At 48.9% G+C, this 24,001-nt stretch carries 21 protein-coding genes and 1 riboswitch; of the genes, 13 read left to right on the forward strand and 8 right to left on the reverse strand.

From position 1 onward, the window contains the following. The first annotated feature begins 82 nt into the window (after positions 1 to 82). The 3 genes from HP548_RS09205 (at position 83) to metE (ending at position 5,571) form a co-directional block, all read left to right on the forward strand. Positions 83 to 2,044 carry an anaerobic ribonucleoside triphosphate reductase gene (locus HP548_RS09205; RefSeq protein WP_099857379.1) on the forward strand — a complete coding sequence of 654 codons (1,962 nt, stop codon included), beginning with the start codon at positions 83 to 85 and terminating at the stop codon, positions 2,042 to 2,044. Continuing rightward, positions 2,041 to 2,550 (forward strand): anaerobic ribonucleoside-triphosphate reductase activating protein, encoded by a 510-nt coding sequence (nrdG, locus tag HP548_RS09210; protein WP_099857377.1) that lies wholly within the window; start codon positions 2,041 to 2,043, stop codon positions 2,548 to 2,550. Before HP548_RS09205 ends, nrdG begins: the two co-directional genes overlap by 4 nt. A 254-nt stretch (positions 2,551 to 2,804) precedes the next feature. Then, positions 2,805 to 3,002, forward strand: a riboswitch (cobalamin riboswitch). A gap of 220 nt (positions 3,003 to 3,222) precedes the next feature. Continuing rightward, entirely contained in the window at positions 3,223 to 5,571 is a 2,349-nt protein-coding gene (metE, locus tag HP548_RS09215; RefSeq protein ID WP_175381467.1) for a 5-methyltetrahydropteroyltriglutamate--homocysteine S-methyltransferase, read from the forward strand. 102 nt (positions 5,572 to 5,673) lie between these two features. On the opposite strand, the gene HP548_RS09220 is transcribed toward metE, so the two are convergent. Then, positions 5,674 to 8,493, reverse strand: coding sequence for a glycoside hydrolase family 3 C-terminal domain-containing protein (locus HP548_RS09220; protein WP_175381468.1), 2,820 nt, complete (start codon positions 8,491 to 8,493; stop codon positions 5,674 to 5,676). Positions 8,494 to 8,874: 381 nt separating this feature from the next. On the opposite strand from HP548_RS09220, the gene HP548_RS09225 reads away from it, so the two are divergent. The 5 genes from HP548_RS09225 (at position 8,875) to HP548_RS09245 (ending at position 13,315) form a co-directional block, all read left to right on the forward strand. Further along, the gene (locus HP548_RS09225; protein WP_175381469.1) at positions 8,875 to 10,419 is read left to right on the forward strand and encodes an FAD-dependent oxidoreductase; all 1,545 of its coding nucleotides are present in this window, start codon (positions 8,875 to 8,877) and stop codon (positions 10,417 to 10,419) included. Between the two features lie 274 nt (positions 10,420 to 10,693). Continuing rightward, positions 10,694 to 11,023, forward strand: coding sequence for a PadR family transcriptional regulator (locus tag HP548_RS09230; RefSeq protein WP_076287486.1), 330 nt, complete (start codon positions 10,694 to 10,696; stop codon positions 11,021 to 11,023). Further along, positions 11,016 to 11,606, forward strand: coding sequence for an HAAS signaling domain-containing protein (locus tag HP548_RS09235; protein WP_076287485.1), 591 nt, complete (start codon positions 11,016 to 11,018; stop codon positions 11,604 to 11,606). The genes HP548_RS09230 and HP548_RS09235 overlap by 8 nt, the downstream gene beginning before the upstream one ends. A 2-nt stretch (positions 11,607 to 11,608) precedes the next feature. After that, positions 11,609 to 12,514, forward strand: coding sequence for a DUF4097 family beta strand repeat-containing protein (locus tag HP548_RS09240; RefSeq protein ID WP_175381470.1), 906 nt, complete (start codon positions 11,609 to 11,611; stop codon positions 12,512 to 12,514). 81 nt (positions 12,515 to 12,595) lie between these two features. Then, positions 12,596 to 13,315 carry a 3-ketoacyl-ACP reductase gene (locus HP548_RS09245; RefSeq protein WP_064641804.1) on the forward strand — a complete coding sequence of 240 codons (720 nt, stop codon included), beginning with the start codon at positions 12,596 to 12,598 and terminating at the stop codon, positions 13,313 to 13,315. A gap of 69 nt (positions 13,316 to 13,384) precedes the next feature. On the opposite strand, the gene HP548_RS33705 is transcribed toward HP548_RS09245, so the two are convergent. Genes HP548_RS33705 through HP548_RS09255 form a run of 3 tightly spaced genes read right to left on the reverse strand, consistent with a single transcriptional unit; the run spans position 13,385 to position 14,505 of the window. Further along, positions 13,385 to 13,519: a hypothetical protein gene (locus HP548_RS33705; protein ID WP_281364824.1), complete on the reverse strand. Its 135-nt coding sequence runs from the start codon at positions 13,517 to 13,519 to the stop codon at positions 13,385 to 13,387. Positions 13,520 to 13,534: 15 nt separating this feature from the next. After that, entirely contained in the window at positions 13,535 to 14,083 is a 549-nt protein-coding gene (locus HP548_RS09250; RefSeq protein WP_064641803.1) for a helix-turn-helix domain-containing protein, read from the reverse strand. 56 nt (positions 14,084 to 14,139) lie between these two features. Next, a complete protein-coding gene (locus HP548_RS09255; protein ID WP_175381471.1) occupies positions 14,140 to 14,505 on the reverse strand; it encodes a glyoxalase superfamily protein in 366 nt (121 codons plus the stop codon). Positions 14,506 to 14,729: 224 nt separating this feature from the next. Between HP548_RS09255 and HP548_RS09260 the strand changes: the two genes are divergently transcribed. The 4 genes from HP548_RS09260 to HP548_RS09275 all read left to right on the forward strand — a co-directional run bounded on the left by HP548_RS09260 (position 14,730) and on the right by HP548_RS09275 (position 18,280). Then, the gene (locus HP548_RS09260; protein WP_175381472.1) at positions 14,730 to 15,404 is read left to right on the forward strand and encodes an alpha/beta hydrolase; all 675 of its coding nucleotides are present in this window, start codon (positions 14,730 to 14,732) and stop codon (positions 15,402 to 15,404) included. Next, positions 15,404 to 16,174 (forward strand): DODA-type extradiol aromatic ring-opening family dioxygenase, encoded by a 771-nt coding sequence (locus HP548_RS09265; RefSeq protein WP_175381473.1) that lies wholly within the window; start codon positions 15,404 to 15,406, stop codon positions 16,172 to 16,174. The genes HP548_RS09260 and HP548_RS09265 overlap by 1 nt, the downstream gene beginning before the upstream one ends. 199 nt (positions 16,175 to 16,373) lie before the next feature. Then, on the forward strand, positions 16,374 to 17,375 hold the full coding sequence (locus HP548_RS09270) for a cation diffusion facilitator family transporter (protein WP_175381474.1): 1,002 nt from the start codon (positions 16,374 to 16,376) through the stop codon (positions 17,373 to 17,375). 404 nt (positions 17,376 to 17,779) lie between these two features. Further along, positions 17,780 to 18,280 carry an NfeD family protein gene (locus tag HP548_RS09275; RefSeq protein ID WP_076287481.1) on the forward strand — a complete coding sequence of 167 codons (501 nt, stop codon included), beginning with the start codon at positions 17,780 to 17,782 and terminating at the stop codon, positions 18,278 to 18,280. 397 nt (positions 18,281 to 18,677) lie between these two features. Here the strand turns inward: HP548_RS09275 and HP548_RS09280 are convergent, their stop codons facing one another. Genes HP548_RS09280 through HP548_RS09295 form a run of 4 tightly spaced genes read right to left on the reverse strand, consistent with a single transcriptional unit; the run spans position 18,678 to position 22,461 of the window. Continuing rightward, a complete protein-coding gene (locus HP548_RS09280) occupies positions 18,678 to 19,751 on the reverse strand; it encodes an ABC transporter substrate-binding protein (protein ID WP_175381475.1) in 1,074 nt (357 codons plus the stop codon). Next, positions 19,748 to 20,554, reverse strand: a complete 807-nt coding sequence (locus HP548_RS09285; RefSeq protein ID WP_064641797.1) for an ABC transporter permease — start codon at positions 20,552 to 20,554, stop codon at positions 19,748 to 19,750. Before HP548_RS09285 ends, HP548_RS09280 begins: the two co-directional genes overlap by 4 nt. Next, positions 20,529 to 21,362, reverse strand: a complete 834-nt coding sequence (locus HP548_RS09290; RefSeq protein ID WP_024632841.1) for an ABC transporter permease — start codon at positions 21,360 to 21,362, stop codon at positions 20,529 to 20,531. The genes HP548_RS09285 and HP548_RS09290 overlap by 26 nt, the downstream gene beginning before the upstream one ends. Further along, the gene (locus HP548_RS09295) at positions 21,352 to 22,461 is read right to left on the reverse strand and encodes an ABC transporter ATP-binding protein (protein WP_079695543.1); all 1,110 of its coding nucleotides are present in this window, start codon (positions 22,459 to 22,461) and stop codon (positions 21,352 to 21,354) included. The genes HP548_RS09290 and HP548_RS09295 overlap by 11 nt, the downstream gene beginning before the upstream one ends. 257 nt (positions 22,462 to 22,718) lie before the next feature. Between HP548_RS09295 and HP548_RS09300 the strand changes: the two genes are divergently transcribed. Next, positions 22,719 to 23,990 (forward strand): MFS transporter, encoded by a 1,272-nt coding sequence (locus tag HP548_RS09300; RefSeq protein ID WP_175381476.1) that lies wholly within the window; start codon positions 22,719 to 22,721, stop codon positions 23,988 to 23,990. Positions 23,991 to 24,001: the final 11 nt, after the last annotated feature.

A 24,001-nucleotide genomic window follows, 5' to 3' on the forward strand; every position in this document is an offset into this window, starting at 1 on the left:
GGATAAAGAAACTCTACATGTAGTGTTCAATGAATGGACATTATCCCATACATTTCAATTTTATTATTTAGGAGGAACTGATATGAACATGCTTGAGTATGCCTCTCCACCGGCATCCGATCTGCTATCTGACCTGGGAAGACGAATTATTGGTGCTGAAGATGCCGATACGCTGAGGGAGAATGCCAATCTGAACGGAGACTCATTCAGCGGCAAGATGAGCAGGCTCGGTTCGGAGACCGCCAAGTGGCATGCTTTGCGTCATGTGCTGCCTAAGGGCCTCGCTACAGCTGTGGAGAACGGCGATCTGTATGTACACGATCTGGATCAGTATGCCCTTGGTACGACCAACTGTATCTTTATTCCGTTTGACCGGCTGCTGGCCTCCGGATTCAATACCGGCAACGGTTCGGTTCGTACACCACAGACAATCATGTCTGCCATGGCACTGGTGGCCATTATTTTTCAATCCCAACAGAACAGCCAGTACGGCGGGGTATCCGCCAATAAAATCGACTGGGATCTTGCACCTTATGTGAAGCGTTCGTTCCGTAAGCATTACCGGAAGGGACAACGGCTGTTTGGGGAAATCACCCCAATTGAGGATGAGCAACTTCATCTGGATAGCGATGAAGCAAAGGAGAAGTGTCCTCGAGCCTTTGCCTTTGCCTGTGAAGAAACGGAACTGGAGACCGAACAGGCCGCCGAATCCCTGATCCATAATCTGAACACCATGAGCAGTCGTGCTGGGGGACAGATTCCGTTCACTTCGCTGAACTACGGACTGTGCACTTCAGCCGAAGGTCGACTCGTGTCTCGATCTTTGCTGGAAGCGACCATTCGGGGACTGGGTAACGGAGAAACTCCCGTGTTCCCACAACATATTTTCCAGTGCAAGCATGGAATTAACCAATCTGAAGGAGAGCCGAATTATGATTTGTTCCGGCTTGCTGTGACCTGCTCCTCACGGCGCATGTATCCGAACTTTGTCAATGTGGATGCTTCCTTCAACCTGCCCTATTATCAACCGGAAGATCCCGATACGATCATTGCGACGATGGGATGCCGGACACGTACACTGGCTGATCGCTTCGGACGCAATCGTCAGAGCGGCAAAGGGAACCTGTCTTTTAATACCATCAATCTGGTCAAGCTCGGCATTCGATACGGGATCTGCCAGGGAGCAAGAGCCATTGCTGACCGGGCTGGCTTCTATACTGCGCTGGAATCGGTCATGCACAATGCTACGGACGGTCTGCTACACAGGTATCGAATTCAGATGAACCAACCTGCCAAAGCATCGGACTTCATGATGCGGGAAGGAGTATGGGAAGGCGGTGAACATTTGGCTCCGAATGAACCGGTGGCCGATCTGTTGAAACATGGTACGTTATCCCTTGGTTTTATCGGACTTGCAGAATGTATGACCGCTCTATATGGCCGTCACCATGGACAAGACCTCCATGTACATCGAGAAGCCTTGAATATCATTCGTACGATGAGAGAGTTCTGCGACCGGGTGAGTGAGCAGCATAACCTGAATATCACCTTGTTCGCTACGCCCGCTGAGGGCCTATCCGGCAAATTCACCAAGATTGATCGAGAGCGATACGGCAGCATAGCAGGGGTCAACGACAGGGAATACTACACCAATTCATTTCACATTCCGGTCTATCATTCGCTTCATGCCTATCGCAAGATTGAACTGGAAGCTCCCTTCCACTCCCTATGTAATGCCGGAGCGATCTCATATGTCGAACTCGACGGGAATGTACGGGCCAATACCGCCGCTTTCCAACGAATCGTTCAATACGCGCTTGCCCAGGACATCGGGTATTTCTCCATTAATCACCCGATTGACCGTTGTCCGTCCTGTGGCTATGAGGGCGTTATTGGAGATGTATGTCCCGGATGTGAGGCTCATGAAAACCATGTGCATTTCCAGCGACTGCGCCGGGTTACGGGATATCTGACCGGTGACTATAAAGTCCGTTTCAATGGCGCGAAGCAGGCCGAAGTGAGAGACCGGGTGAAACATCGGTGAATCTGTATGGTTACATCCCGGAATCAGTGAATGAGGGGCCTGGCCTGCGTGCCGTGTTGTTCATCAGCGGATGCCGCCACGCTTGTCCGGGCTGTTTCAGTCCCGGCTCATGGAGCTTCCGGGCAGGCGAACCCTTTACGGAGAAGAGGCAGCAGCAGATTTTGCATGAAGTGACCTCACATCCCTTGCTGGAAGGGGTAACGTTATGCGGAGGTGATCCTTTTTTCTCTGCCGCAGAATGCGCCTCCTGGGTTCGGCAGCTTCGGGCTGCTCGACCTGATCTGACTGTATGGGCCTACACGGGGTTTGTGTATGAGGAACTGATTACAGACCCGTCGCGGGCGGAGTTATCCCGGCTATGCGACGTCATTATCGATGGGCCTTATATCGCAGCTGAGCGTGATGTTTCTCTTCCTTTTCGCGGCAGTCGTAATCAGCGCATCGTTAATGTGGGTGCAACAATGGCAGACCAGACAATCGTTACCATGCAGTTAGATGCATGGTAACGTTTTTTTATTTAGTGGAATCAAGCACAGCGTGGGCGATGATTTGCTTCATTTTAAGGAGCCAAATCTACCAATAAATCAAGGTTTAATAGAACATTATTTTATTTCCGATCGGATTAATGATATATGTTGCAAGCCCGTTGGTTATCGTCTATGATTGGTAGCAGAAGAGCAAGTATACGACGATTGCATCATGATACAATCTATCATCTATGCTTGGTCGCCAATTTCATAGCCGGAGATGTGTACGCACATTTCTGCACACGGAAACAGGTGCCGACCGCGCTACATGCGTGGTCAGGCTTAAAAGGGAAGCACGGTTTAAGTCCGTCGCGGTCCCGCCACTGTATACGGGGAGTCTATGCATATAATCCACTGGTGCAACCACCGGGAAGGAATGCATATGGCCATGATCCGCAAGCCAGGAGACCTGCCTGTTTCGACAGCATCGCATGACCTACGGAAGATAGGGAGGTGTTAGAGCAGCCGCTACAACTACTTATAGCAGGTGTTCTTTCCCATTCTATCTTTGTGCACAGTCGTCATTCATGATGCCTGTTTCTCGGGGTATGGAATCGGAAGGAATGCCTTTTTTTGATGCTTTCAAAAGAAGCACACCACAATAGCTTCAACTTGATGAGTTCACTTATTATAAATGAGGAGGAATTTTACATGTCGCAATCACAGCAACAACAGCCACAAGTACTGACAGCCAACCTCGGTTACCCCCGCATCGGTGCGGGACGCGAATGGAAAAAAGCACTGGAGTCCTTCTGGGCTGGCCGAAACGATGAATCTACGCTTCATCAGGAGCTAACCACGCTTCGGTTGCAGGATCTGAAGAAACAGCAGGCACAGCAGCTCGATCTGATTCCTGTGGGCGACTTCTCCTACTATGATCATATTCTTGACGTATCGGCGATGTTTGGCGTCGTTCCTGAGCGCTTTAACCATTCAGGCGGACCCGTATCCGTATCTACCTACTTCGCCATGGCCCGGGGTAATGATCAGGCAACAGCCTGTGAGATGACCAAGTGGCTGAACACGAACTATCACTACATCGTACCTGAGATTCATAATGATACTGCATTTGCATTGCTTGAAAATAAACCCCTTGCCGCCTATCGCGAAGCGAAGCAGGAGCTTGGGCTGGAAGGTAAACCAGTCGTTGTCGGTCCGTACTCGTATGTACGATTCGCCAAAGGCTATGACGCGGAACGCTTCGCAGAAATCGTCACTCGCCTCGTTCCCGTATACGCCCAGCTTCTGTCTGAGCTTCAAGCAGAAGGCGTACAGTGGGTACAGATCGACGAGCCTGCTCTGACGCTGGCCGTCTCTTCCGAAGATGAGGCTTTGCTGCAACAGGTGTATGCTGCCTTGGCACAAGCTGCACCGGAGTTGAAGCTGCTGCTTCAAACGTATTTCGAATCGGTGGAAGCTTATCCGGTCGTGACAGCTCTGCCTGTTGCCGGAATCGGCCTGGACCTGGTCCACGGCTATGAAGGCAACTTCGCCAGCCTGCGGGAGCATGGCTTCCCGCAGGATAAATGGTTGGGCGCCGGTGTCATCGACGGGCGCAACATCTGGCGCGCCGATCTCGCAGAGACGGCGAAGCTGCTGGAGCAGGTAGCTGAATTTGCAGCCGAAGGCAAGCTGATCATTCAGCCTTCCTGCAGCCTGTTGCATGTACCGGTTACCGCCGCTCAAGAGAGCGCGCTTGATCCGGTACTGCGCAATGCCCTGGCCTTTGCCGACGAGAAGCTGGAGGAAATAGCGACGCTCGGCACGTTGTTGTCCGGCGGTGCGAAGCAGGCGGACCAGGCAGCGGCTTTGGCGGAAGCCAGCCGCCGCGCCCAGGCGAGCACCGAAGCGGTGCGCCTGCTGAGCGAGTCCGAATCACGGACACGCCTGAGTGGCGCGCCTGGAGGGGTGCACGCTGATGAGCAGCTGCTTCGTAACGCGTCATTCCAAGAGCGACGCGAATTGCAGCAGCAAAAATGGTCGCTCCCACTGCTGCCAACAACAACCATTGGCAGCTTCCCGCAAACGGCGGATGTGCGCAAAGCACGTGCACTCTTCCGTAAAGGGGAGTGGAATGCGGAGCAATATGATGCCTATGTTCGTGAACAGATCCAGGAGTGGATTACCATCCAGGAGGAAATTGGTCTGGATGTGCTGGTACACGGTGAGTTCGAACGTACCGATATGGTCGAGTTTTTCGGTGAGAAGCTGACCGGATTTGCCTTCACCAAAAATGGCTGGGTACAATCCTACGGCTCACGCTGCGTGAAGCCACCTGTAATCTATGGAGATGTGCTGTTCAATGAACCGATGACGGTAAAAGAAACAGCCTATGCCCAGACACTGACCAGCAAACCGGTAAAAGGCATGCTCACAGGTCCGGTAACGATCCTGAACTGGTCCTTTGTCCGCTCGGATATACCACGCAGTGAAGTATCCTACCAGATTGCTCGCGCCATTCGGGACGAGGTTGAAGCGCTAGAGCAAGCAGGCATTGAGATGATTCAGGTCGATGAGCCAGCTCTGCGTGAAGGACTTCCTCTCAAACGAAGCAAGTGGGATGAGTACCTGCAATGGGCCGTGGAATCCTTCCGTTTGGCTACTGCAACCGTAAAACCAACAACGCAGGTGCATACCCATATGTGCTACTGCGAGTTCGATGATATTATTGAAGCCATCAGCGACCTGGATGCAGATGTGATCTCGATCGAGACATCCCGTAGCCATGGGGAACTGGTAGGCAGCTTCGAGCAGAATACGTATGACAAAGGCATCGGACTCGGTGTATACGATATCCACAGTCCGCGTGTTCCAGGCAAGGACGAGATGTTGAATATGATCGAGCGTGCACTTCAGGTGCTGCCAGCAGATCTGTTCTGGGTGAACCCTGACTGCGGACTGAAAACACGTGGTAAAGCCGAAGTTGTAGATGCATTGAGCATCATGGTGGATGCTGCTCGTACAGCAAGAGAACGAGTAACCGCTGATTCCTCAATCTAAACGAAGCTTATGAATGCAAATAAAAGCCTCCAAATTTCTTCGGAGGCTTTTTTCATTTACCATCATTCTATTTGTTTATCTTGAAAGGTCTTTTTATCCGACTTAATGAATCTCGAAATGACTGACACGTACTCCTGCGGACAACACAAGGTATACATCCTGTTGACCTGATACACCTTTCAGGTCTGCCTTAACCGTGGACCACTGCTGTGCCTCGCCATGTGCCAGTTCCACGCGTCCTGCCAGTGTACCGTCAGGTGCACCCAGTCGAACTTCCAATACCGCATCTGCCTGCTCTGATGATACACGAGCTTCAAGCGCTGCTGCATTGCTGCCCAGATCTGCATCTTTGAAGGCAATCCAGCCTTGTTCACCAATCACACGGACAGAAGTTCCGCCTTCCTTGCTCTCATCCAGATCTACACCGAAGTATGCATCGTAATTCTCGGCACGCGTAGCCACACCCAGATTACGTGCAGGAATGGTCTCCCCTTGTACTGTCAGGTCAGCAACAAGCTGAACATCGGCAGAAGATTTACCCACCATAATGGAGTAGGTGCCGCTTTCGACCACATAACGATCACGGGTTACATCCCAGATCGCCAGTTCCTGAACTGGCAGTATGAAGCTGACTTTTACTGTAGCTCCAGCTTCAATATGAAGACGACGGAAACCTTTTAACGTTTTGAGTGGACGCTTCACACGGGACTGTCCGGCACGCACATACAACTGTACAACCTCATCACTGGCGATCGTACCTGTATTTGTCACGTCCACATGCACAGTAATGATCTCTTCGACTCCAGCTTGGGCCGGGTTCAGCTCCAAATTACTGTATTTAAACGATGCATACGTTAATCCATGTCCGAATGGATACAGTACATCACCTTCAAAATACTGATACGTACGTCCGGATTGAATGATATCGTAGTCTCTGATATCGGCCAGCTGATCTGCGGATTGTACCCACGTCATATTCAGGCGGCCTGCTGGTGCATAATCGCCATATAATACGTCAGCTATAGCGTTCCCCAACTCTTGTCCTGCATGGGATGTATACAATACAGCCGGAATGTTCTCCTGCACCCAGTTGGACGTGAACGGGTAACTTCCCACGATAACTACAACGGTATTTGGATTCGCTGCATACACAGCTTCAACCAGACGCTGCTGGGATTCAGCCAGGTCCAGACTTGGGCGGTCGATCTCTTCTTTACCATTTACAAGCGGATTGTTGCCGACAAATACAATCGCCGTCTCCGCTTCCTTCGCGGCCGCAACCGCTTCTTCCAATCCATTCACCACAATATCCTTTTTGAACGTTTCCGTAGCACCGAAAGATTTCAACTCTTCGGATACCGCAAACGCATCGTTTCCATTATTGGGTGCCGTTACTGTTTTACCGTTCCAAGTCGTCAGCCCCACGCTTCCGTCCTGTTGTGGCAACAGATGGAATACTTCCTTCACAAACCAGCCATATACTTCATCCGCCGATGCCGTAACCGTTTCTTCATCCGTCGTCAGGTATTTCCCATTACTGTCTGCCTTCAACGTGTAACTGCCAAAGCCCCAGTCACTCACTGTAAATGTCTCAGCATTCCCTGAAGCAATGATGGATGATTTCTCATCCTCAGCCAATCCGACAGCCTTACCGCTTGCCACTGAAGTCAATGTAATGCGGTCATTGCCATCCTTGAATGCAACCTTGTCGCCGCCTACTTTGCCACTGATCGCTTCAAGCGGGGATACGCTATATGGCATGGTGCCTGCATACCAGTCACGATAGACTGTTCCGCCTAGTTGGCCAATCACAGCCACTTTGCCGGATTTTGTTTTATCCAGCGGCAGTGTGCCTTTATCATTTTTAAGCAGTACCACTTGTTCTCTTGCTGCTCTCAGTGACAGGGCCTTCGCTTTCTCCGTCATCATTGCTTCTTCACCAATCGAAGCATATGGATTGCCCTCAGCCGGATCGAATTCACCCAGACGGAAACGCACACGGAACGTATTGAACAACGCCAGATCGATGTCTTCCATTGTGAGTGTGCCTTGCTCCAGCCCTTCACGCAGTGCCTGTTTCGAAAGATCCGCATCATCGGTAATGCTGTCAATTCCGGCTTTGACGGACTCTACTGTTCCTGGTGTGTGGGAATCATAGTATTTATGATCGTTCTTGATCCCCATGACATCCCCTGCATCACTCACGATGAAGCCATCCATGCCCCATTCGCCCTTCACAATCTCGTTTACAAACGGATGCAGCAATGCTGGTGTACCGTTAATTGAGTTGTACGCGGTCATCATTGACTGTGCGCCGCCCTCTTTAAACGGTTTCTCGAATGCCTTCAGATAATATTCACGCATGTTGCGTGGATCAATGCTCGATGAACCACTGCCACGGTCCACTTCATTATTGTTAGCAAGGAAATGCTTCAACGTGGCAACTGCCTTGTAATACTTCGGATGATCGCCCTGAATTCCCTTAACCAAGGCCGTTGTCAGCTCAGCAGTCAGTTCCGGGTCTTCACCATAAGCCTCTTCGTTCCGACCCCAACGTGGATCACGCTCCATATCAACCGTAGGTGCCCACAGAGTCAGACCGTTTACTGCTGGATTGCGTTTGTAAAATACACGTGCCTCGTCTCCGATCACGGAGCCGATCTCTTTCATCAGATCCGCATCCCATGTGCATGCTAGCCCTACCGGCTGCGGGAAGGAAGTCGCTTCGCCAAGCCAGGCAAGACCATGAGCTGCCTCTGTACCGTGTTTATATGCTGCGATACCCAAGCGTTCTACTGCGGGTTGATATTGCAGCATCGATTCGATTTTCTCATCTTCCGACAGACGGGACACGAGGTCCTTTACACGTGTATCCAGTTCGAGCGTTGTATCCTGGAAAGGATATTTCGTTTGGTTGGTCATAATATGGAATCTCCTTTGGTAATTCATTGATTTATTTAGAATGATAGCGGATACATAACCGATAAATTAATACGAGGTAATTCTTGATGTATCCGACCTCAAAATTCGAAGATTTAACCTTTTAGAATAAGCACTTTATGAGTCATCGTTAACTCTTAATTCCGTTTACTAAAACGGTTTCGGTAAATCTATCATATAGCATGTTTAGTAAAAAAAACAGGGGGGCTTCACAGGAAAATGTGAACTTTCCTCAGGAAAGTATGCGGACAATCGTTTTATTCTGGCACAGTATGGTAATCATGGATAGGAGTATAGATATGACGTACTTATTGAGCTAGGCGTAGTCCTCAATGAAGAAGAATATTGAAGGAGGAAAATCGAGTGAGTGACCATCAACAACCCCCGTCAGGTTTGCCCTCCATCCCGGAATCGCTGTGGAGAGCAACAAACCCATTCAATGAATATCCGAAACTGACAGAAGATACAACCGCCGATGTAGCCATTATTGGTGCAGGAATTGCAGGTATTACAACAGCCTATTTGCTGGCCCAGAAGGGCATGCGTGTGGTCGTGCTTGAAGCCGGAAAAGTACTGGATGGCACAACAGGCCATACAACGGCCAAGGTATCGGCACAGCATGGCGTGATATTTGATGAATTGCTTCATCATTTTGGAGAAGAACAGGCCCGCATGTATTATGAAGGCAATGCAACAGCTGCCAAGTGGATGCGTGATCTGGTAAAAGAGAAACAGATTGATTGCCAGTGGGCTGAGGAAGATGCCTATGTCTACATTCAATCCGAGGAAAATCTCAAGAAGCTGGAGATTGAGCTGACAGCCTATGGCAAGCTGAATATTCCTGGTCAATGGGTTGATCCCCTTCCCATCCCTGTTCCGTCCAGGGCAGGGATTAAGATGCCGGGACAAGCTCGCTTTGACCCGCTCCGTTATTTGCATTACTTACTGGAATCCGCAGTCAAGCAAGGTGTACGCATCTACGAACATACAACGGTAACCGATGTAGAAGAAGATGCCTCGCTACATGTGCGTACATATGAGAATGGTCCATCCGTAACAGCCGAACATGTCGTTGTTGCCTCCCATTTTCCGGTCTATGACCCCGGATTTTATTTTTCACGGCTGCACGCTGAACGTTCCTATGCTGTCGTTGTAGAACCTCAGAAACCTTTCACCGGTGGCATGTATATCTCTGACGATGAACCCTATCGATCCCTGCGTGCTGTCATTCATAAAGGGAAGGAACACATCCTCTTTGGCGGGGAAAATCACAAAACCGGACAGGGCATCTGTACCGTCGGTCATTATGAAAATTTGGAGCGCTATGCAGCAGAAACATTTGGCATTCGCAACATCCCTTTCCGCTGGTCAGCCCAGGATCTGATCTCCATCGATAAGGTCCCTTACATTGGGCCAATTACAGGACGACATGAACGTGTCTATGTGGCTACCGGCTTTGCCAAATGGGGAATGACCACAGGAACGATGGCTGGGCATATCCTTACGGACCGGATTACCGGACGCGACAACGCTTACGCTGCTGTATTCGATCCTGCAAGATTCAAGGTAGACCCTGGTGTGAAAAACTTCCTTGTAGAGAATGTCAATGTAGCCGCGGAGCTGATCTCTGGCAAAGTCGGCATTATTCACAAGAACACGGGAGAACTCGGCAACGATGAAGGGGCTGTGGTTCGCCATGACGGTAAACGTGCTGGCGCCTACAAGGACCCGACCGGCAAACTCTTTCTGGTGGATACTACCTGCACCCATTTGGGTTGTGAAGTCGAATGGAATGCTGGGGAACGTTCCTGGGATTGCCCATGCCACGGCTCACGCTTCGATTACGCAGGCAAAGTCATTGAAGGCCCTGCTGTTAAAGACCTTAAGATGCTGGAAGCACAAGAATAAACTAAGCTGATACCCCCATCGTTGTATACCTTCATCCCATAGACCCGGATCGGAATCCGTCTTCAGACGGAAGTAACCGATTCGGGTTTTGCGTATGCTGATCTATAGATTAATTAGCGAGAAAACGAAGTTAGTCCAACTCAGCGGGACATCGTGATACGGAACTATTTTAAAATCACTATCTTGCATTAAACAGTACCGGGTGCTATGATGAATTCACGACTACTGAACAATACACACTAGTGATTGGATAGAGCAACAAGGAGGAACCCAAGTGAATGTTAATATTCAATTCAAAAAAGGGGTGCTGGAACTATGCGTCCTCGTGCTGATCAACCGCCAGGATCGTTACGGCTACGAACTGGCTCAGGCTGTATCCCAGCATATTGAAGTGGCGGAAGGTGCGCTGTATCCCCTTTTGCGGAGATTGGTCAATGACGGCTATTGTACGACTTACCTGCAGGAATCCAGTGAAGGCCCACCACGTAAGTACTACAAACTGTCTGATACCGGCCGTGACTATATGAAGACTCTCACGAATGAATGGAATAGTTTTGTGCGCAATGTCGCAAATCTTATAGAGGAAGGTACCCCAAATGAATAGACAACAATTCATGCAGGCAATGGAGATTCATCTAAGACCGATGGACCCGCTGGAACGGGCCGAATTGCTCGCTGATTATGAACAGCATTTTGAGATGGGATTAAGAGAAGGAAGACTAGAAGAAGAGATTGCGCGGGAACTGGGGCATCCGATCGAGATTGCCAAAGAAGCGTTAGGTGACCGATATGATGCACACACGCCAGGATCTGATCCGTTTTATGCGCCAACATTCGAAGAAATGCGTTCACAGCAAAAGAAGGGGAATCGGGCTGCACGCAACTTCTTCACGGCCATCGGACTTTTTTTCTTGAACATCATACTCGCGATTCCGCTAGGACTGACTCTGTGGTCGGTATGGCTCACCATTGCCAGTTTGTCGCTGCTGGTAGTAGCTCCGGTCGCTGCTGCTGTGGATTTCTTATATCTCGGCCATTTTGAGTATTCTGAATTGTTCGTTTCGATTGGAGTATTCGGTGTAGGCATTCTATTCGCCATTGCAACAAAATCGGTGTTTAAAGCCTTTAAGTCAATCACTCTTCAGTATATAAGATGGAATCAAAAGACGATGAAAGGGGATGTCTAGTCATGAGCACCAAAAAATGGATTGCTTTAGCCATACTATGTATCGGTATCGGTTTGCTCGGAACCTCCATTTACGGAGTTCAGTTCGGAGACAAGAGAGAACCCTACTCCAAACGTTGGGAATTCAAAAATGATGAGCTGCACAATATCATGATGAATGCCAACTTAAGCGCAGATATTGAATTCGTTGTCAGTCCGGATTCCAATGGCTACATTGAAGTCGACGGAAAGTGGGACCCGGCCGTAATTGAAGGTTTTAAACAGGCTTCGATCAAGGATGGAACCTTTACGTTAAATCAGGAAGAGCGTTTGCGTTTGCAATTTTTCACCCTTTATTGGAATAATCAGCAGCAAACGATCACAGTAGCGTTACCTGAAGGACATCAGCTGGATGAAGTTAACATCGTCTCTTCTTCCAGTGACCTGGATCTGAAGGGTCTGCATGCCAATACTTTGGACCTTAACACTACGTCTGGAAGCATTCACCTTCAGGACATTACCGCACCAAGCATTCAACTCGATCTAACTTCAGGAGACATTAAAGCTGCAGCAATTGCAGGAGATATGGAAGTCAAACAAACTTCCGGAAGTTTCACGCTGAATGGCATTGATGGCGATGTGACCCGAAGTGTACAGTCGGGAGATACCAAAATTACGCAATTGAACGGTGCAGCAAATGTTAAGTTCACTTCCGGTAGTGTGAAAATTGAGCAAGAAGTTTCCGGTCCAATTGATGTATCGGGACAGTCAGGAGATATCTCCATACAGGCAGCGCCTGATTTTGACGGCATTTACGATGCACAGGCCACATCCGGTGATGTGAATATACCTGATTCACCCATGGTAAGCCGCGAAGTCATCAAAGCTCGCACTACCTCAGGTAGCATCAAAATCAAACAATCATCATAAATCATGATGAAGCAAATATTCGAACTGTGGGTAATATAGTATAATTAAATGCTAGTCCAATTCTAAGGAGGAGTTACCCACATGGAACTTAAAAATAAAACGGCTGTCATCACTGGCGCCGGTAAAGGTATTGGCCGTGCCATTGCTGAAGCACTTGCCAAGGAAGGTGTACATCTTGGACTTATCGCTCGGACGGCCTCCGATCTGGAGGCTCTCCAGCAATCGCTAAGCCAGGAATATGGTGTAAAAGTAACCAGTGCCATTGCGGATATTTCCGATCGTACTCAGGCTGAAGCAGCCGTAGCTGCGATTGAGATGGAGCTTGGCGCAGTCGACATTCTGATCAACAATGCAGGCATTGCAAGCTTCGGCACACTACTGGACATGGACCCGGAAGAGTGGGAACGTATCCTGCATGTTAATGTCATGGGTACATACTATGTAACTCGTGCTGTACTGCCAAGCATGATTAAGGAAAGCAGCGGCAGCATTATCAACATCGCCTCCACCGCAGGCGAGCGTGGATTTGCTACAGGCTCAGCTTACTGTGCTTCCAAATTCGCATTGCTCGGCATGACCGAATCCCTGATGCAGGAAGTGCGCAAATCCAATATCCGGGTTACTGCGTTAACACCAAGTACAGTGAACACGGAGCTGGCAACGAATGCCGGACTCAAAATTGGAGACGAAGACCGCATGATGCAAGCGGAAGACGTAGCTGAACTGGCTTTGGCGACACTCAAACTGTCGGACCGTGTATTTGTTAAAGCCGCAGGCATCTGGACAACCAATCCACAGTAAGCAAGAGTAGTCAGACCATTTATAAAGAACAATGAATGACGAAGCAACCATTTCTAATGATGCACTCCGTCACCATCCGGCCGCCAGAGAAACCTCTGGGCGGCCTTTTACATATTCAGTAGCCGCCAAAGTGTCCGAATACGATTCATCACGCTGATTCTCTATCCTTATGATTAATGCAGCGTTACTTCTCTCCTTCTCCATTCCAAGATCCTCTGCTTATGCGTTCCACAAATGATCCAAATCCAACTCCTTGGACACGGCGATCAGTACTACCGCGGGCTCCTCCCCAATATTGGTTACTTCGTGGGGAACGATGGCATTCCAGCTGAATGAATCCCCCGCTTCCAGAATCTCTACATCCTCACACTGCTCTGCGCGAATTCGGCCTTGCAGAACCAGATGGCTTTCTTCTCCGGCGTGCTTATTAACTCCAGTCGATGCACCTGCTGGCAGCTCCACAATGGACATACGCATGGCGCCCTTGGCTGTTAGATGTTGTACTTTGATCTGCCCACTTCCGGCAGTCGTCTCCTTGCGCTCATCCTTGCGCACCACGTTCATCCGCTGTTCCGGTGACAGCAGCAAGTATGGCAGTGGCACTTCCAGATAATCCGCGATACTTTCGAGCGTCGCGATGGACGGTGATGTCTTATTATTTTCCACGTTGCTGATAAATCCCTTGGATAGCCCCGTACCTTCGCACATTTGCATGATGGTGATCTGTTTTTGTTTGCGGATCGTACGAATGGCTAGACCAATATCCATGCTGCAATCCTCCCCCTTTGATCTGTATATCCGATCTGTATATTCATTACTCCATCTTATTCTGCGTTTGGTTCATAAAAAACAATCCGGTTGCCAAACGGATCAATCACTGTCATTTCCCTTAGATTCCACGGCGTGTCGGTAATGCCAGGTCTGGAATGCTTGTACTTTTTCCGATTGAGCGCCTCACATAATGCATCAAGCGCATCCGTTTCTATTCGTAAAGCCGCTCCAGGCGTACAATCGCCATGATGTCCGGATAGATGCAATTGAATGGAATCCAAAGATACCTGCATATATAACGGCAAATCTGGCTCAAACCGATGTTCCCATTCCAATCGAAAACCCAGATATTCCAGGTAGAACTCTTTCGCCTTGTCTTCATCAAATATCCTCAGAATAGGTACGATTCCGTTGAGCATTATTATCACGTCCTTGGGAGTAATATATGGATTACTTTGCCGATCCGCCTGCTACATCGTTATAGATCATTATAGATTTCTTATACGGAACATATTTTCATAATACAAAAAAAATATTGACCCTACAATGGAATCATGATAAATTTTGTTCATCAATAAGAATATTAATTTCATATTAGTGAACTTTATTTTGATTACTTATTTCTTATCAGGTGGTGGTTGCATTGAATTATTCATTGACTTACGAGGTTCGGCTTCCTTCCAATTACAATACAGAACAACAATATCCCGTTATCTTTGCCCTGCATGGCATGGGTTCGGATGAACAGGATATGCTTCGCTTAATGGAGCCTCTTCAGTCCGATTTTATTATCGTCGCCGTACGTGGGCCTATTGGTCAGGGGAGCGGCTACGCCTATTTTCAAATTAAAAGCATTGGCAATCCCGTCCGTGAATTGTTCGACGCCTCTGTTCAGGGACTGCAACAGCTAATCGTTGACTTGTCTGCCAAATATGCCATTGATCCCGCACGGCGTTATATCGCTGGGTTCAGTCAGGGAGCCATTATGGCGATGACGCTCTCGCTGATTATGGGAGATGCAATTAAGGGAATTGTAGCTATGAGTGGTTACATTCCGCAATTTGTGAAAGACGAATACAAGATAAAGCCCAACTCGGAGTTATCTGTATTTATATCGCATGGCGATCAGGATCATCTCTTCCCGCTGCAACTTGGTGAAGATAACGCCAGCTTCTTCCGTGAACAGACCAATAACGTTACGTACGTTCCATATCACGGTGGACATCAAGTCACCCCCGACTTATATCAACAATTTCAACAATGGCTTCGGACGGATGCCAAGCTGACTGCCGAAGACCCGAAAGGACTGAATTCATAATGATGCCATCCCTGTTTATTGCTCACGGTGCGCCATCACTTGCACTGGAGGAAAATGCATACACTGAATTTCTGCAAAAACTTGGACAGGAACTGCCGAAACCCAAAGCGATCGTATTGTTCTCTGCTCACTGGGAATCTACAACTCAGTTGGTTTCTTCAGTAGCCAATTACGAAACCATCTATGATTTCGGCGGCTTCCAGCCCGAGCTGTATCAGATCAAATATCCTGCTCAAGGACATGAAGAGACAACAGCGGAAATCAAGCGCCTGTTCGCGAATGCTGGGATTCCTGTAGAAAGTGACTCCGTTCGCGGTCTGGACCACGGTGCATGGGTCGTCCTTCGTCTGCTCTATCCGAATGCGAACATTCCGGTCGTTGCTTTATCCGTGAATCGATATCTGTCCAATGAACAGCAATATCAGGTAGGACAAGCGCTGGCTACATTGCGTGAGCAGGACGTTCTAGTGATTGGCAGTGGAGGAACGGTACACAACCTGCGTCAGTTAAACTGGGAAAGCGCAGGCGTTGACCCTTGGGCCATGGCGTTTGACAACTGGCTGCAAGACAAACTGGTGAGTTGGGATACAGAGTCCCTCTTCGCCTATGACAAACTGGCGCCATCAGCCCAAGCAGCCGTGCCAACGCCAGAGCATTTTGTACCATTGCTGCTCGCCATGGGTGCGGGAGATCAGAACAAGCAGGCATCACTCCTGTTCAAAGCCTATCAGTATGGCAACCTGAGCCTGTCTTGCTGGAAATTTGATTGATTCATTGATATAACACCTTATATAAAAATAACCAGACACTCGTGCGAACTCGCACGGGTGTTTTTAGTGATATGACCTTTTTTGCATAATGCTGGGATTTGTAAAGCAAGCTATAATAACATTTAGTGGAAATGACCAAGCTGTAATTAAGGAATACTCTTTCTACACCTATCACATCTTTCTGGGAGGAACATTCGAAGTGGCTGAACAACCAAAGTCTGAGAGCTTAATGTCTCTCGTCAAAAAGGGGAACACATCCTCGGCTGTAGCTATGGCAGGAAATGCTGTACTTGCACTGTGCAAAGGAGGAGCCTTTCTATTCAGTGGCAGTGGCGCCATGTTCGCCTCGGCGATGCACTCTCTAGCCGATGCCATCAACCAAGGGTTTGTCTTTGTCGGAAGTGTGTTGTCCGAGAAAAAACCTACACGCCGCTTTCCGACCGGATTCGGGCGGGTCATCAACATTTTCTGTATGATTGCCGTTATCGTTGTTACCATTATGGCGTATGAAACGATCCATGAAGGGATTCACTTGTTACTGCATCCGGCTGCTCATTCCGGCGGTATCTGGATTAACATCGGTGTGCTGGTGCTTAACATTGTGATCGATGGAGCCATTTTGATTAAAGCGATGAAAGAAATTCTACACGAAGCACGCGCGCCCAAAGCGACAGGCCTCGCCCTGTTCCCTGCTGCGATCAAAAATGTAGGACGCGCCGCACCGCCAACACGGCTTGTATTTTACGAAGATATTGTAGCGGTACTCGGTGCGACACTCGCACTGATCTCTGTCGTCGTCATTGCACTGACCAATTTTGCATTGCTGGATGGAATCGTGACGACCATTATTGGATGCTTGATGATTGCTGTCGCTTTCCGTGTCGGTTATGACAATATGATCGGACTGATTGGTGTAGCCGCTCCACAGGATGTTGAGGATAAAGTATCCCAGACCATTCTGGCAGACTCTCATGTTGCAGATATCCAGATGATGCGCATTATTCAGGAAGGTCGTTATTATCACGTAGAAGGTCTAATTGAACTGACCAAAGGATTGAGTCTTGCCGATGCCGATGATATCAAGTTCCGTATCCAAGAGAAGTTAATGACAGATCCGGACATCGCTGATGCGGCCATTTCAATTATCGAAGATGATGGCGTGAACAGCTGGGGCAAGAAGCATTCTGATGTATTGAAATAACGGATTGTCCTGTTTTAATAATAGAAAAGGGCCCACACTTCGCGGAGTGGGCTTCTTTACATAGCAAACAACGTGACATAGCTAATATAACTCCATGGCTGCTAAAGTTGAGCTAAACTTGTTGGTTAGCATTCGTTGAGTGACAGGCATGAGGTTTACTTCTGCCACCTTGCTTCATGCCCATCTTTATCAATTTATCCAGCCATTTCAGACGGAACGTTTCAGTGGAGCCTTTGATTGGACTAATCTCGATTGCATGTTTTTAACCTAGACTTTAGTCTAGGTTCAGTTTAACTCCAAAGACCGAGGATACCCTTTTGCGGTTCATGGTATGCTGTGAATAACGAGAAAACATACTCCATGACCGTTCGGGAATTGATCTTGTATTGAAAAGGAGAGATATTATGGCTAAACGCACCATCCTTGCGCCTGTGCTTATTTTGCTCGGCGTATACCTGATTTTGAACCAGGGAGGTTCACTCGGTCCGGGTACGATCTTCGCCACGTTCTGGCCCACCCTATTTGTGATTCCACTGGGGCTATTCTTCCACTGGCTGTACTTCTCCATGATTGGACGAGGGATCGGATTGCTGGTTCCCGGGGGCATCTTGCTTACGGCAGGTATTGTCAGCCAGATCGCCATGCTCTTCGGTAACTGGAGCACGATGTGGCCTGGCTTCATTCTTGCGGTAGCGGTAGGTTTGTTTGAATTGTATTGGTTCGGTGGCCGTAACAAATGGTTGCTGATTCCAATCAACATTCTGACAGTTATCTCACTGTTATTCTTCTCCGTCATGTCGATTGGCACGATGCTGAACAGCCTGTCCTTTGTCCAGCCGTTCGTGGCCATTGTGCTGATTATGGGCGGGGCATGGATCATTGTGGGTCGCAAAAAGCGCATGTAAATCTTATGTCGTTTACACTTGACCACTGCGGTGACAGAACAACTTCGGATCGCTGTTATCCCCAGATTTTTTTGAATCCCATCTAGAATGGGAAAATCCGGGGATAAGCGTATGCTTTCGAAGTAGCTTTCTTTCAGAAAGCTTTTAGGCGCACGCTTCGCTTCCTTCGTTTGTTCTGTCCCCTCCGTTAACGTGTAAACAAAGATAAGACAACCTACCTGAGCTATTTGCTCTGAGGCAGGGTAAAAAAATAAAGGGGTGCAGCTCGTCATTTAATTGAAATGACGAGCTGCACCCCTATTTATTCTAACGAACTTTACACGGCTATTGGTGATCATTTATTCCCATTTGAGTTTTAACGAATCAGAGAGACGCTGTACATCTCACTCGAATACCTTTACTTGCTATGCATTTTAAATTCAAGGAACAAATCGTTATAATGCGAGAGCATTTTTTTGCCCAGATTATTGTATACTTCCAGCTTACCCGTCAGCGTCTCATCTGGATAGAATCGCTCATCCTCCGAAATATCCTCTGGCAGCAGCTTCAATGCCTCGGCGTTCGGTGTAGAGTACCCGACATATTCAGCATTACGAGCCGCATGATCCGGGTCCAGCATGAAGTTAATAAACTGATGAGCGCCTTCAATATTACTCGCAGTCTTCGGAATGACCATGTTATCGAACCAAAGGTTCGAGCCTTCCTCCGGAACCACGTAATCCAGCTTGTCGTTCTCATCCATAATTTCTGACGCATCACCGGACCATACGAGTCCAACCGCCGCTTCCTCGTTTGCCAGCAGCATTTTGATCTCGTCTCCGACAATCGCTCTGACGTTAGGCGTCAGGGTGGACAGTTTCTTCAAAGCTTCCTGCAGATGATCTTCGTTCGTATCGTTCAACGAATACCCGAGGCTGTTCAGCCCCATACCGATGACTTCACGGGCACCGTCGAGCAGCAAGATTTGATTTTTCAAACGTGGGTCCCACAGGTCGTTCCAGCTCTCAAATGTTAACCCATCAACCAGTTCAGGATTGTATACAATACCTACCGTACCCCAGAAGTAAGGGATGGAGTACTTGTTGTCCTCATCAAAGGATAGGTCCATGAACCGAGAGTCGATGTTGCTCAGATTGGGCAGCTTGCTGTGATCCAGCGGAATGAGCAGGTTTTCCTCTTTCATTTTGCTAATCGCATACTCGGAAGGAATCGCCACATCAAACGTCGTTCCGCCCTGCTCAATCTTGGTTAACATCGCTTCGTTCGAATCAAACGTCTGGTAGATCACCTTGATGCCAGTCTCTTGCTCAAATTCCTTCAGCAAATCGGGGTCGATATAATCGCCCCAGTTGTAAATCGTCAACGTGTTGCCGCCGGAATATCCCTGACTCTTGTTCAGATATGAAGCGAGAATCATCAAGGCAAAGGCAGCCACAAATACAATTGCAAATGTCCGTACCAGTTGATTCATGGACGCAGCCCCCTTCCGGCAGGCGTACGCGCGGCACGGCGGTTAATGAAGTAATACCCAACCACCAGCAGCACCGTCAGCAGGAACAGCAGCGTGGACAGCGCATTGATGGACAATGATACACCCTGCCTTGCTCTTGAATAAATCTCCACAGAGAGTGTGGAGTATCCGTTCCCTGTAACAAAGAACGTTACTGCGAAGTCATCAAGCGAGTACGTCAAGGCCATGAAGAACCCGGCAAATATACCCGGTTTGACGTATGGCAGCACCACACGGGTCAGAATCTGCCACGATCCAGCACCCAGGTCGCGTGCCGCATCCATCAGCGTTGGACTCATCTCCTGAAGCTTTGGCAGCACCATAATCACGACAATCGGCACGCTGAATGCGATATGTGACAACAATACCGAAGTGAATCCAAGCTTGATGCCAATCATGGTGAACAGAATCAGAAAGGATGCACCAATGATGACATCCGGACTAACGATCAGCACATTATTGAGTGACAGCAACGTATTCTTGGTCCGTTTGCGCCGCACATGATAGATCGCCAGTGCTCCTGCCACACCGAGCATCGTAGAGATCGCCGAGGACAGGAGCGCAATAATAAACGTATTCAGTACAATGATCAGCAGCCGAGTATCGGCAAATACTTCCCTGTACCATTCCAATGTAAATCCTTCGAAGCCGCGCATATGCCCGCCACTGTTGAAGGAATAGAAGATCAGATACGCGATCGGTGCGTACAGTATGGCGAATACAACGGCCAGATAGACGTTAGACAGCTTTCCGTTTCTTCCCATTACGCACCTCCTTTTTGCCTGATCCGGTCAGGAACATAATGATCGCCATCGCAATAATCAAAAAGACGGCAATCGTCGAACCCATCCCCCAGTCCTGGGTGACGAGAAAATGCTGCTCAATCGCTGTTCCCAGCGTAATTACCCGGTTTCCCGCAATAAGGCGGGTAATCATGAACAAGGATAGCGCCGGAATAAATACGGCCTGGCAGCCGGATTTCACACCGCTGAGCGTCAGTGGGAAGATAACCCGGCGGAACGTCAGCCATGATGATGCCCCGAGATCCCGTGCTGCATAGATCAGCGATGGATTCATCTCTTCCAACGCGTTGAAGATCGGCAGGATCATGAATGGAATGAAGATGTACACTGAAACAAAGATAAAGCTGAAATCGGTGAACAGAATCTGTTGTGTGCCAATGCCCACTACTTCAAGTAGGGAATTGGTCAAGCCATACGTTCCGAAGAGGCCGATAAAGGCGTACGCTTTTAACAACAGATTGATCCAGCTTGGCAAAATAATAAGCAGCAGCCACAGCTGCTTGTGCTTTGTACGAGTTAGTAAATACGCCGTCGGATACGAGACCAACAGCGAGAACACCGTGATCAGAAATGCATACCAGAACGAGCTCAGGGTCATCTGCATGTACACAGGTGTAAAGAAGCGAGCGTAGTTACCCAGCGTGAAATTGCCCTCCACATCGAAGAACGAGTAATACACCACCAGCAGAACCGGAGCAACTACAAACAACACCATCCATAATACATATGGAATCAGATACGCATTGCGTGTACTCGCCTTAGTCTGCATGAACGGCCTCTTGATAGGCTTCCAGACGTTTATCGAACTCTTCTTCCGTCTCGTTAAAGCGCATGACGTGGATGGCTTCCGGGTCAAAATACAGTCCAATACGAGCACCTACAACGGCTTTCTTCGTGGAATGCACCAGCCACTCATTACCAGCATCATCGTATGTGGATATCTCGTAGTGCACCCCACGGAACAGCTGGGAGTCCACGTTGACCTGCATCTTGCCCTGTTCCTCGGTTGTAATCTCCATATCCTCTGGACGGATCACAATCTCCACAGGCTCGTCCCGCTGCAAACCCTGATCGACACACTCGTACTCTGCGCCAGCGAATTCCACCACAAAGTCCTGCTTCATTTTGCCGGATACAATGTTCGATTCACCAATAAAGTCCGCCACAAAACGGTTAATCGGCTCATCATAGATATCATTCGGCGTGCCGCTTTGTTGAATGACGCCACCGTTCAGGACAAAGATCTCATCTGACATCGCTAAGGCTTCTTCCTGATCATGCGTGACAAAAATAAACGTAATGCCCAATCGCTGTTGCAGCTCACGCAGTTCATACTGCATTTCGGTCCGCAGCTTCAGATCGAGCGCCGAAAGCGGCTCGTCCAGCAGCAAAATCTCGGGCTCATTCACAATCGCCCGCGCAATGGCGACACGTTGCCGCTGTCCGCCGGACATCTCGCCAATTTCACGGTTTTCATAACCGGAGAGATTGACGAACTTGAGTGCTTCCAGCACTTTGCCGCGAATTTCGGCGGTTTTCATTTTTTTGATCCGCAAACCAAAAGCTACGTTCTCAAATACGTTCAAATGTGGAAATAACGCGTAATCCTGAAATACGGTATTCACCTGCCGCTGGTGAGCCGGCACTTGGTTAATCAGTGCACCGTTAAAATAAATACTGCCCTGTGTCGGCTCCGCAAAGCCGGCGATCAGGCGCAATATCGTTGTTTTCCCGCAGCCTGACGGGCCGAGTAGCGTATAAAATTTACCCCGCTCAATCTCGAAGCTGACTTCCTTCAATACGGCTTCATCCTGATCGTATTGCTGGGTCACCCGGTCGAACCGGATAATCGGTTGTTGTTCTGACATGCTTCATTTCGCCCCCTTTAAACTTGAGGTATACCTTGAGCCTGTACACTTCTTTTCATGCATGCTTCATTACAAATCCCATCTATTATATATGATTCAGCTATATCCGCAATGGTTTTGATGTAAACGCCATGTGTTATTTCTTCTTATTCTCACAAATACAGCATACATTACGGGTATATGTCGATATCTACGCATCCAAGTAGAGCGATTTCATGAGGATTTCGGAATCAAGTCATGTGAAAGGAGTCCTGTTCGTGGATATTCGCCGTAACCTGCCTTTGCTGATGATCATTTGTTTTCTGAGTCAGATGGGCGGTTTCATGATCCTGCCCCTGTTCCCTTTGTTTATTGAGGAATTCGGCCTGTCCGGCTGGATGATGGGGGTTATTTTTGCACTCTTTTATGTCGGCAAAGTGATTGGCGGGGTGCCCGCTGCGGCACTCTATCGAAAAATTGGGGGCAAGCGGGCACTTATTGCCATGCTGCTGCTGCTCGCTGTTTGTATGGGCGGTTTCGCTGTATCTTCTGCGGCGCTCGTATTCGGTCTGCTGCGACTGCTGCAAGGGCTCGCTTCTACCGGACTTACAGTCGTCGTGCGTTCCATCATCGGGGATGAGGGGAATGTCGACAACCGGGGGCTGTACAACGGTTACATCAGCAGCAGTGAAGGCGGGGGCATGGTGCTGGGTCCGGTCATCAGCGGCTGGCTCTCGTTGCATTGGCCTTTATCGGTGCCTTTTTTACTCGTTACCGTGTGCTGCCTGATGGCTGTGGTTGCAGCAATGGGGATGAAGACAGCCGCTAAGCCCAATCCTGTATCTGAAAATGTGGCGGACGGTCACGCCTCAAACGAGTCTCCAACGGATGCCAAACCAACGCAAACGCCTGCCGATTATACAGTTTCTCCAGGAAACACTACTCCTAGCCCAATCACTCCTAAACCATCCACCGGACTTACCCGGAGGCAGCAACTGATTGGCTACGGTACGGTTCATTTCCTGGAGATGAGCGCTTATGCCGTGTTTCTGACTTATTTTGCATTGTATGCGGCTCATATCATGCACTGGGACCCGTTTGCGATCAGTCTTGCCTTTACCGTCGTTGGTATCTCTACACTCGCGGCTGCTCCGGTAGCCGGTTATCTGTCTGATCGGATGGGTGATCGTCTGCTGCTCTGCATGTTCGGCATGCTAATGATTGGTATCGAAGTGGTCGTTTTTCTGAGCACATCTTCATATGTGCTGGTTTACGTGGGCATGCTGATCGGCGGTGTAGGCGGTGCATGTTACATGGATTCGTTCTTTGCTCATATCGGGGATCATATCCCGGACGAGGGTAGAAGCTCCGTCATAGGCAAAATTGTCTCTGTGGCAGAGATCGGTTCCATCGTATCCCCTCTGGTGGCTGCCCTGCTTGTGGAACGTGGATCGCTGTATACCGTGTTTGTGTTCAATCTGCTTCTGATCGCCGCTGCCATTGCCGTTCAGGCTGTGATGCGCAGCCGTTACAGATCGAAACGAGTGTAGACGCACAAAAC

Origin of the sequence: Paenibacillus taichungensis, from assembly GCF_013359905.1 — a bacterium.
GTDB lineage: Bacteria > Bacillota > Bacilli > Paenibacillales > Paenibacillaceae > Paenibacillus > Paenibacillus taichungensis.

Excerpts from the sequence above, each read along its gene's own strand:
- HP548_RS09205 (WP_099857379.1), top strand. The coding sequence starts at position 83 with ATGAACATGCTTGAGTATGCCTCTCCACCGGCATCCGATCTGCTATCT.
- HP548_RS33705 (WP_281364824.1), bottom strand. The coding sequence starts at position 13,519 with ATGGAGAAGGAGAGAAGTAACGCTGCATTAATCATAAGGATAGAGAAT.
- HP548_RS09220 (WP_175381468.1), bottom strand. The coding sequence starts at position 8,493 with ATGACCAACCAAACGAAATATCCTTTCCAGGATACAACGCTCGAACTG.
- HP548_RS09280 (WP_175381475.1), bottom strand. The coding sequence starts at position 19,751 with ATGAATCAACTGGTACGGACATTTGCAATTGTATTTGTGGCTGCCTTT.
- HP548_RS09255 (WP_175381471.1), bottom strand. The coding sequence starts at position 14,505 with ATGCTCAACGGAATCGTACCTATTCTGAGGATATTTGATGAAGACAAG.
- metE (WP_175381467.1), top strand. The coding sequence starts at position 3,223 with ATGTCGCAATCACAGCAACAACAGCCACAAGTACTGACAGCCAACCTC.
- HP548_RS09245 (WP_064641804.1), top strand. The coding sequence starts at position 12,596 with ATGGAACTTAAAAATAAAACGGCTGTCATCACTGGCGCCGGTAAAGGT.
- HP548_RS09275 (WP_076287481.1), top strand. The coding sequence starts at position 17,780 with ATGGCTAAACGCACCATCCTTGCGCCTGTGCTTATTTTGCTCGGCGTA.
- HP548_RS09235 (WP_076287485.1), top strand. The coding sequence starts at position 11,016 with ATGAATAGACAACAATTCATGCAGGCAATGGAGATTCATCTAAGACCG.
- HP548_RS09240 (WP_175381470.1), top strand. The coding sequence starts at position 11,609 with ATGAGCACCAAAAAATGGATTGCTTTAGCCATACTATGTATCGGTATC.
- HP548_RS09285 (WP_064641797.1), bottom strand. The coding sequence starts at position 20,554 with ATGGGAAGAAACGGAAAGCTGTCTAACGTCTATCTGGCCGTTGTATTC.
- HP548_RS09290 (WP_024632841.1), bottom strand. The coding sequence starts at position 21,362 with ATGCAGACTAAGGCGAGTACACGCAATGCGTATCTGATTCCATATGTA.
- HP548_RS09250 (WP_064641803.1), bottom strand. The coding sequence starts at position 14,083 with ATGGATATTGGTCTAGCCATTCGTACGATCCGCAAACAAAAACAGATC.
- HP548_RS09295 (WP_079695543.1), bottom strand. The coding sequence starts at position 22,461 with ATGTCAGAACAACAACCGATTATCCGGTTCGACCGGGTGACCCAGCAA.
- HP548_RS09265 (WP_175381473.1), top strand. The coding sequence starts at position 15,404 with ATGATGCCATCCCTGTTTATTGCTCACGGTGCGCCATCACTTGCACTG.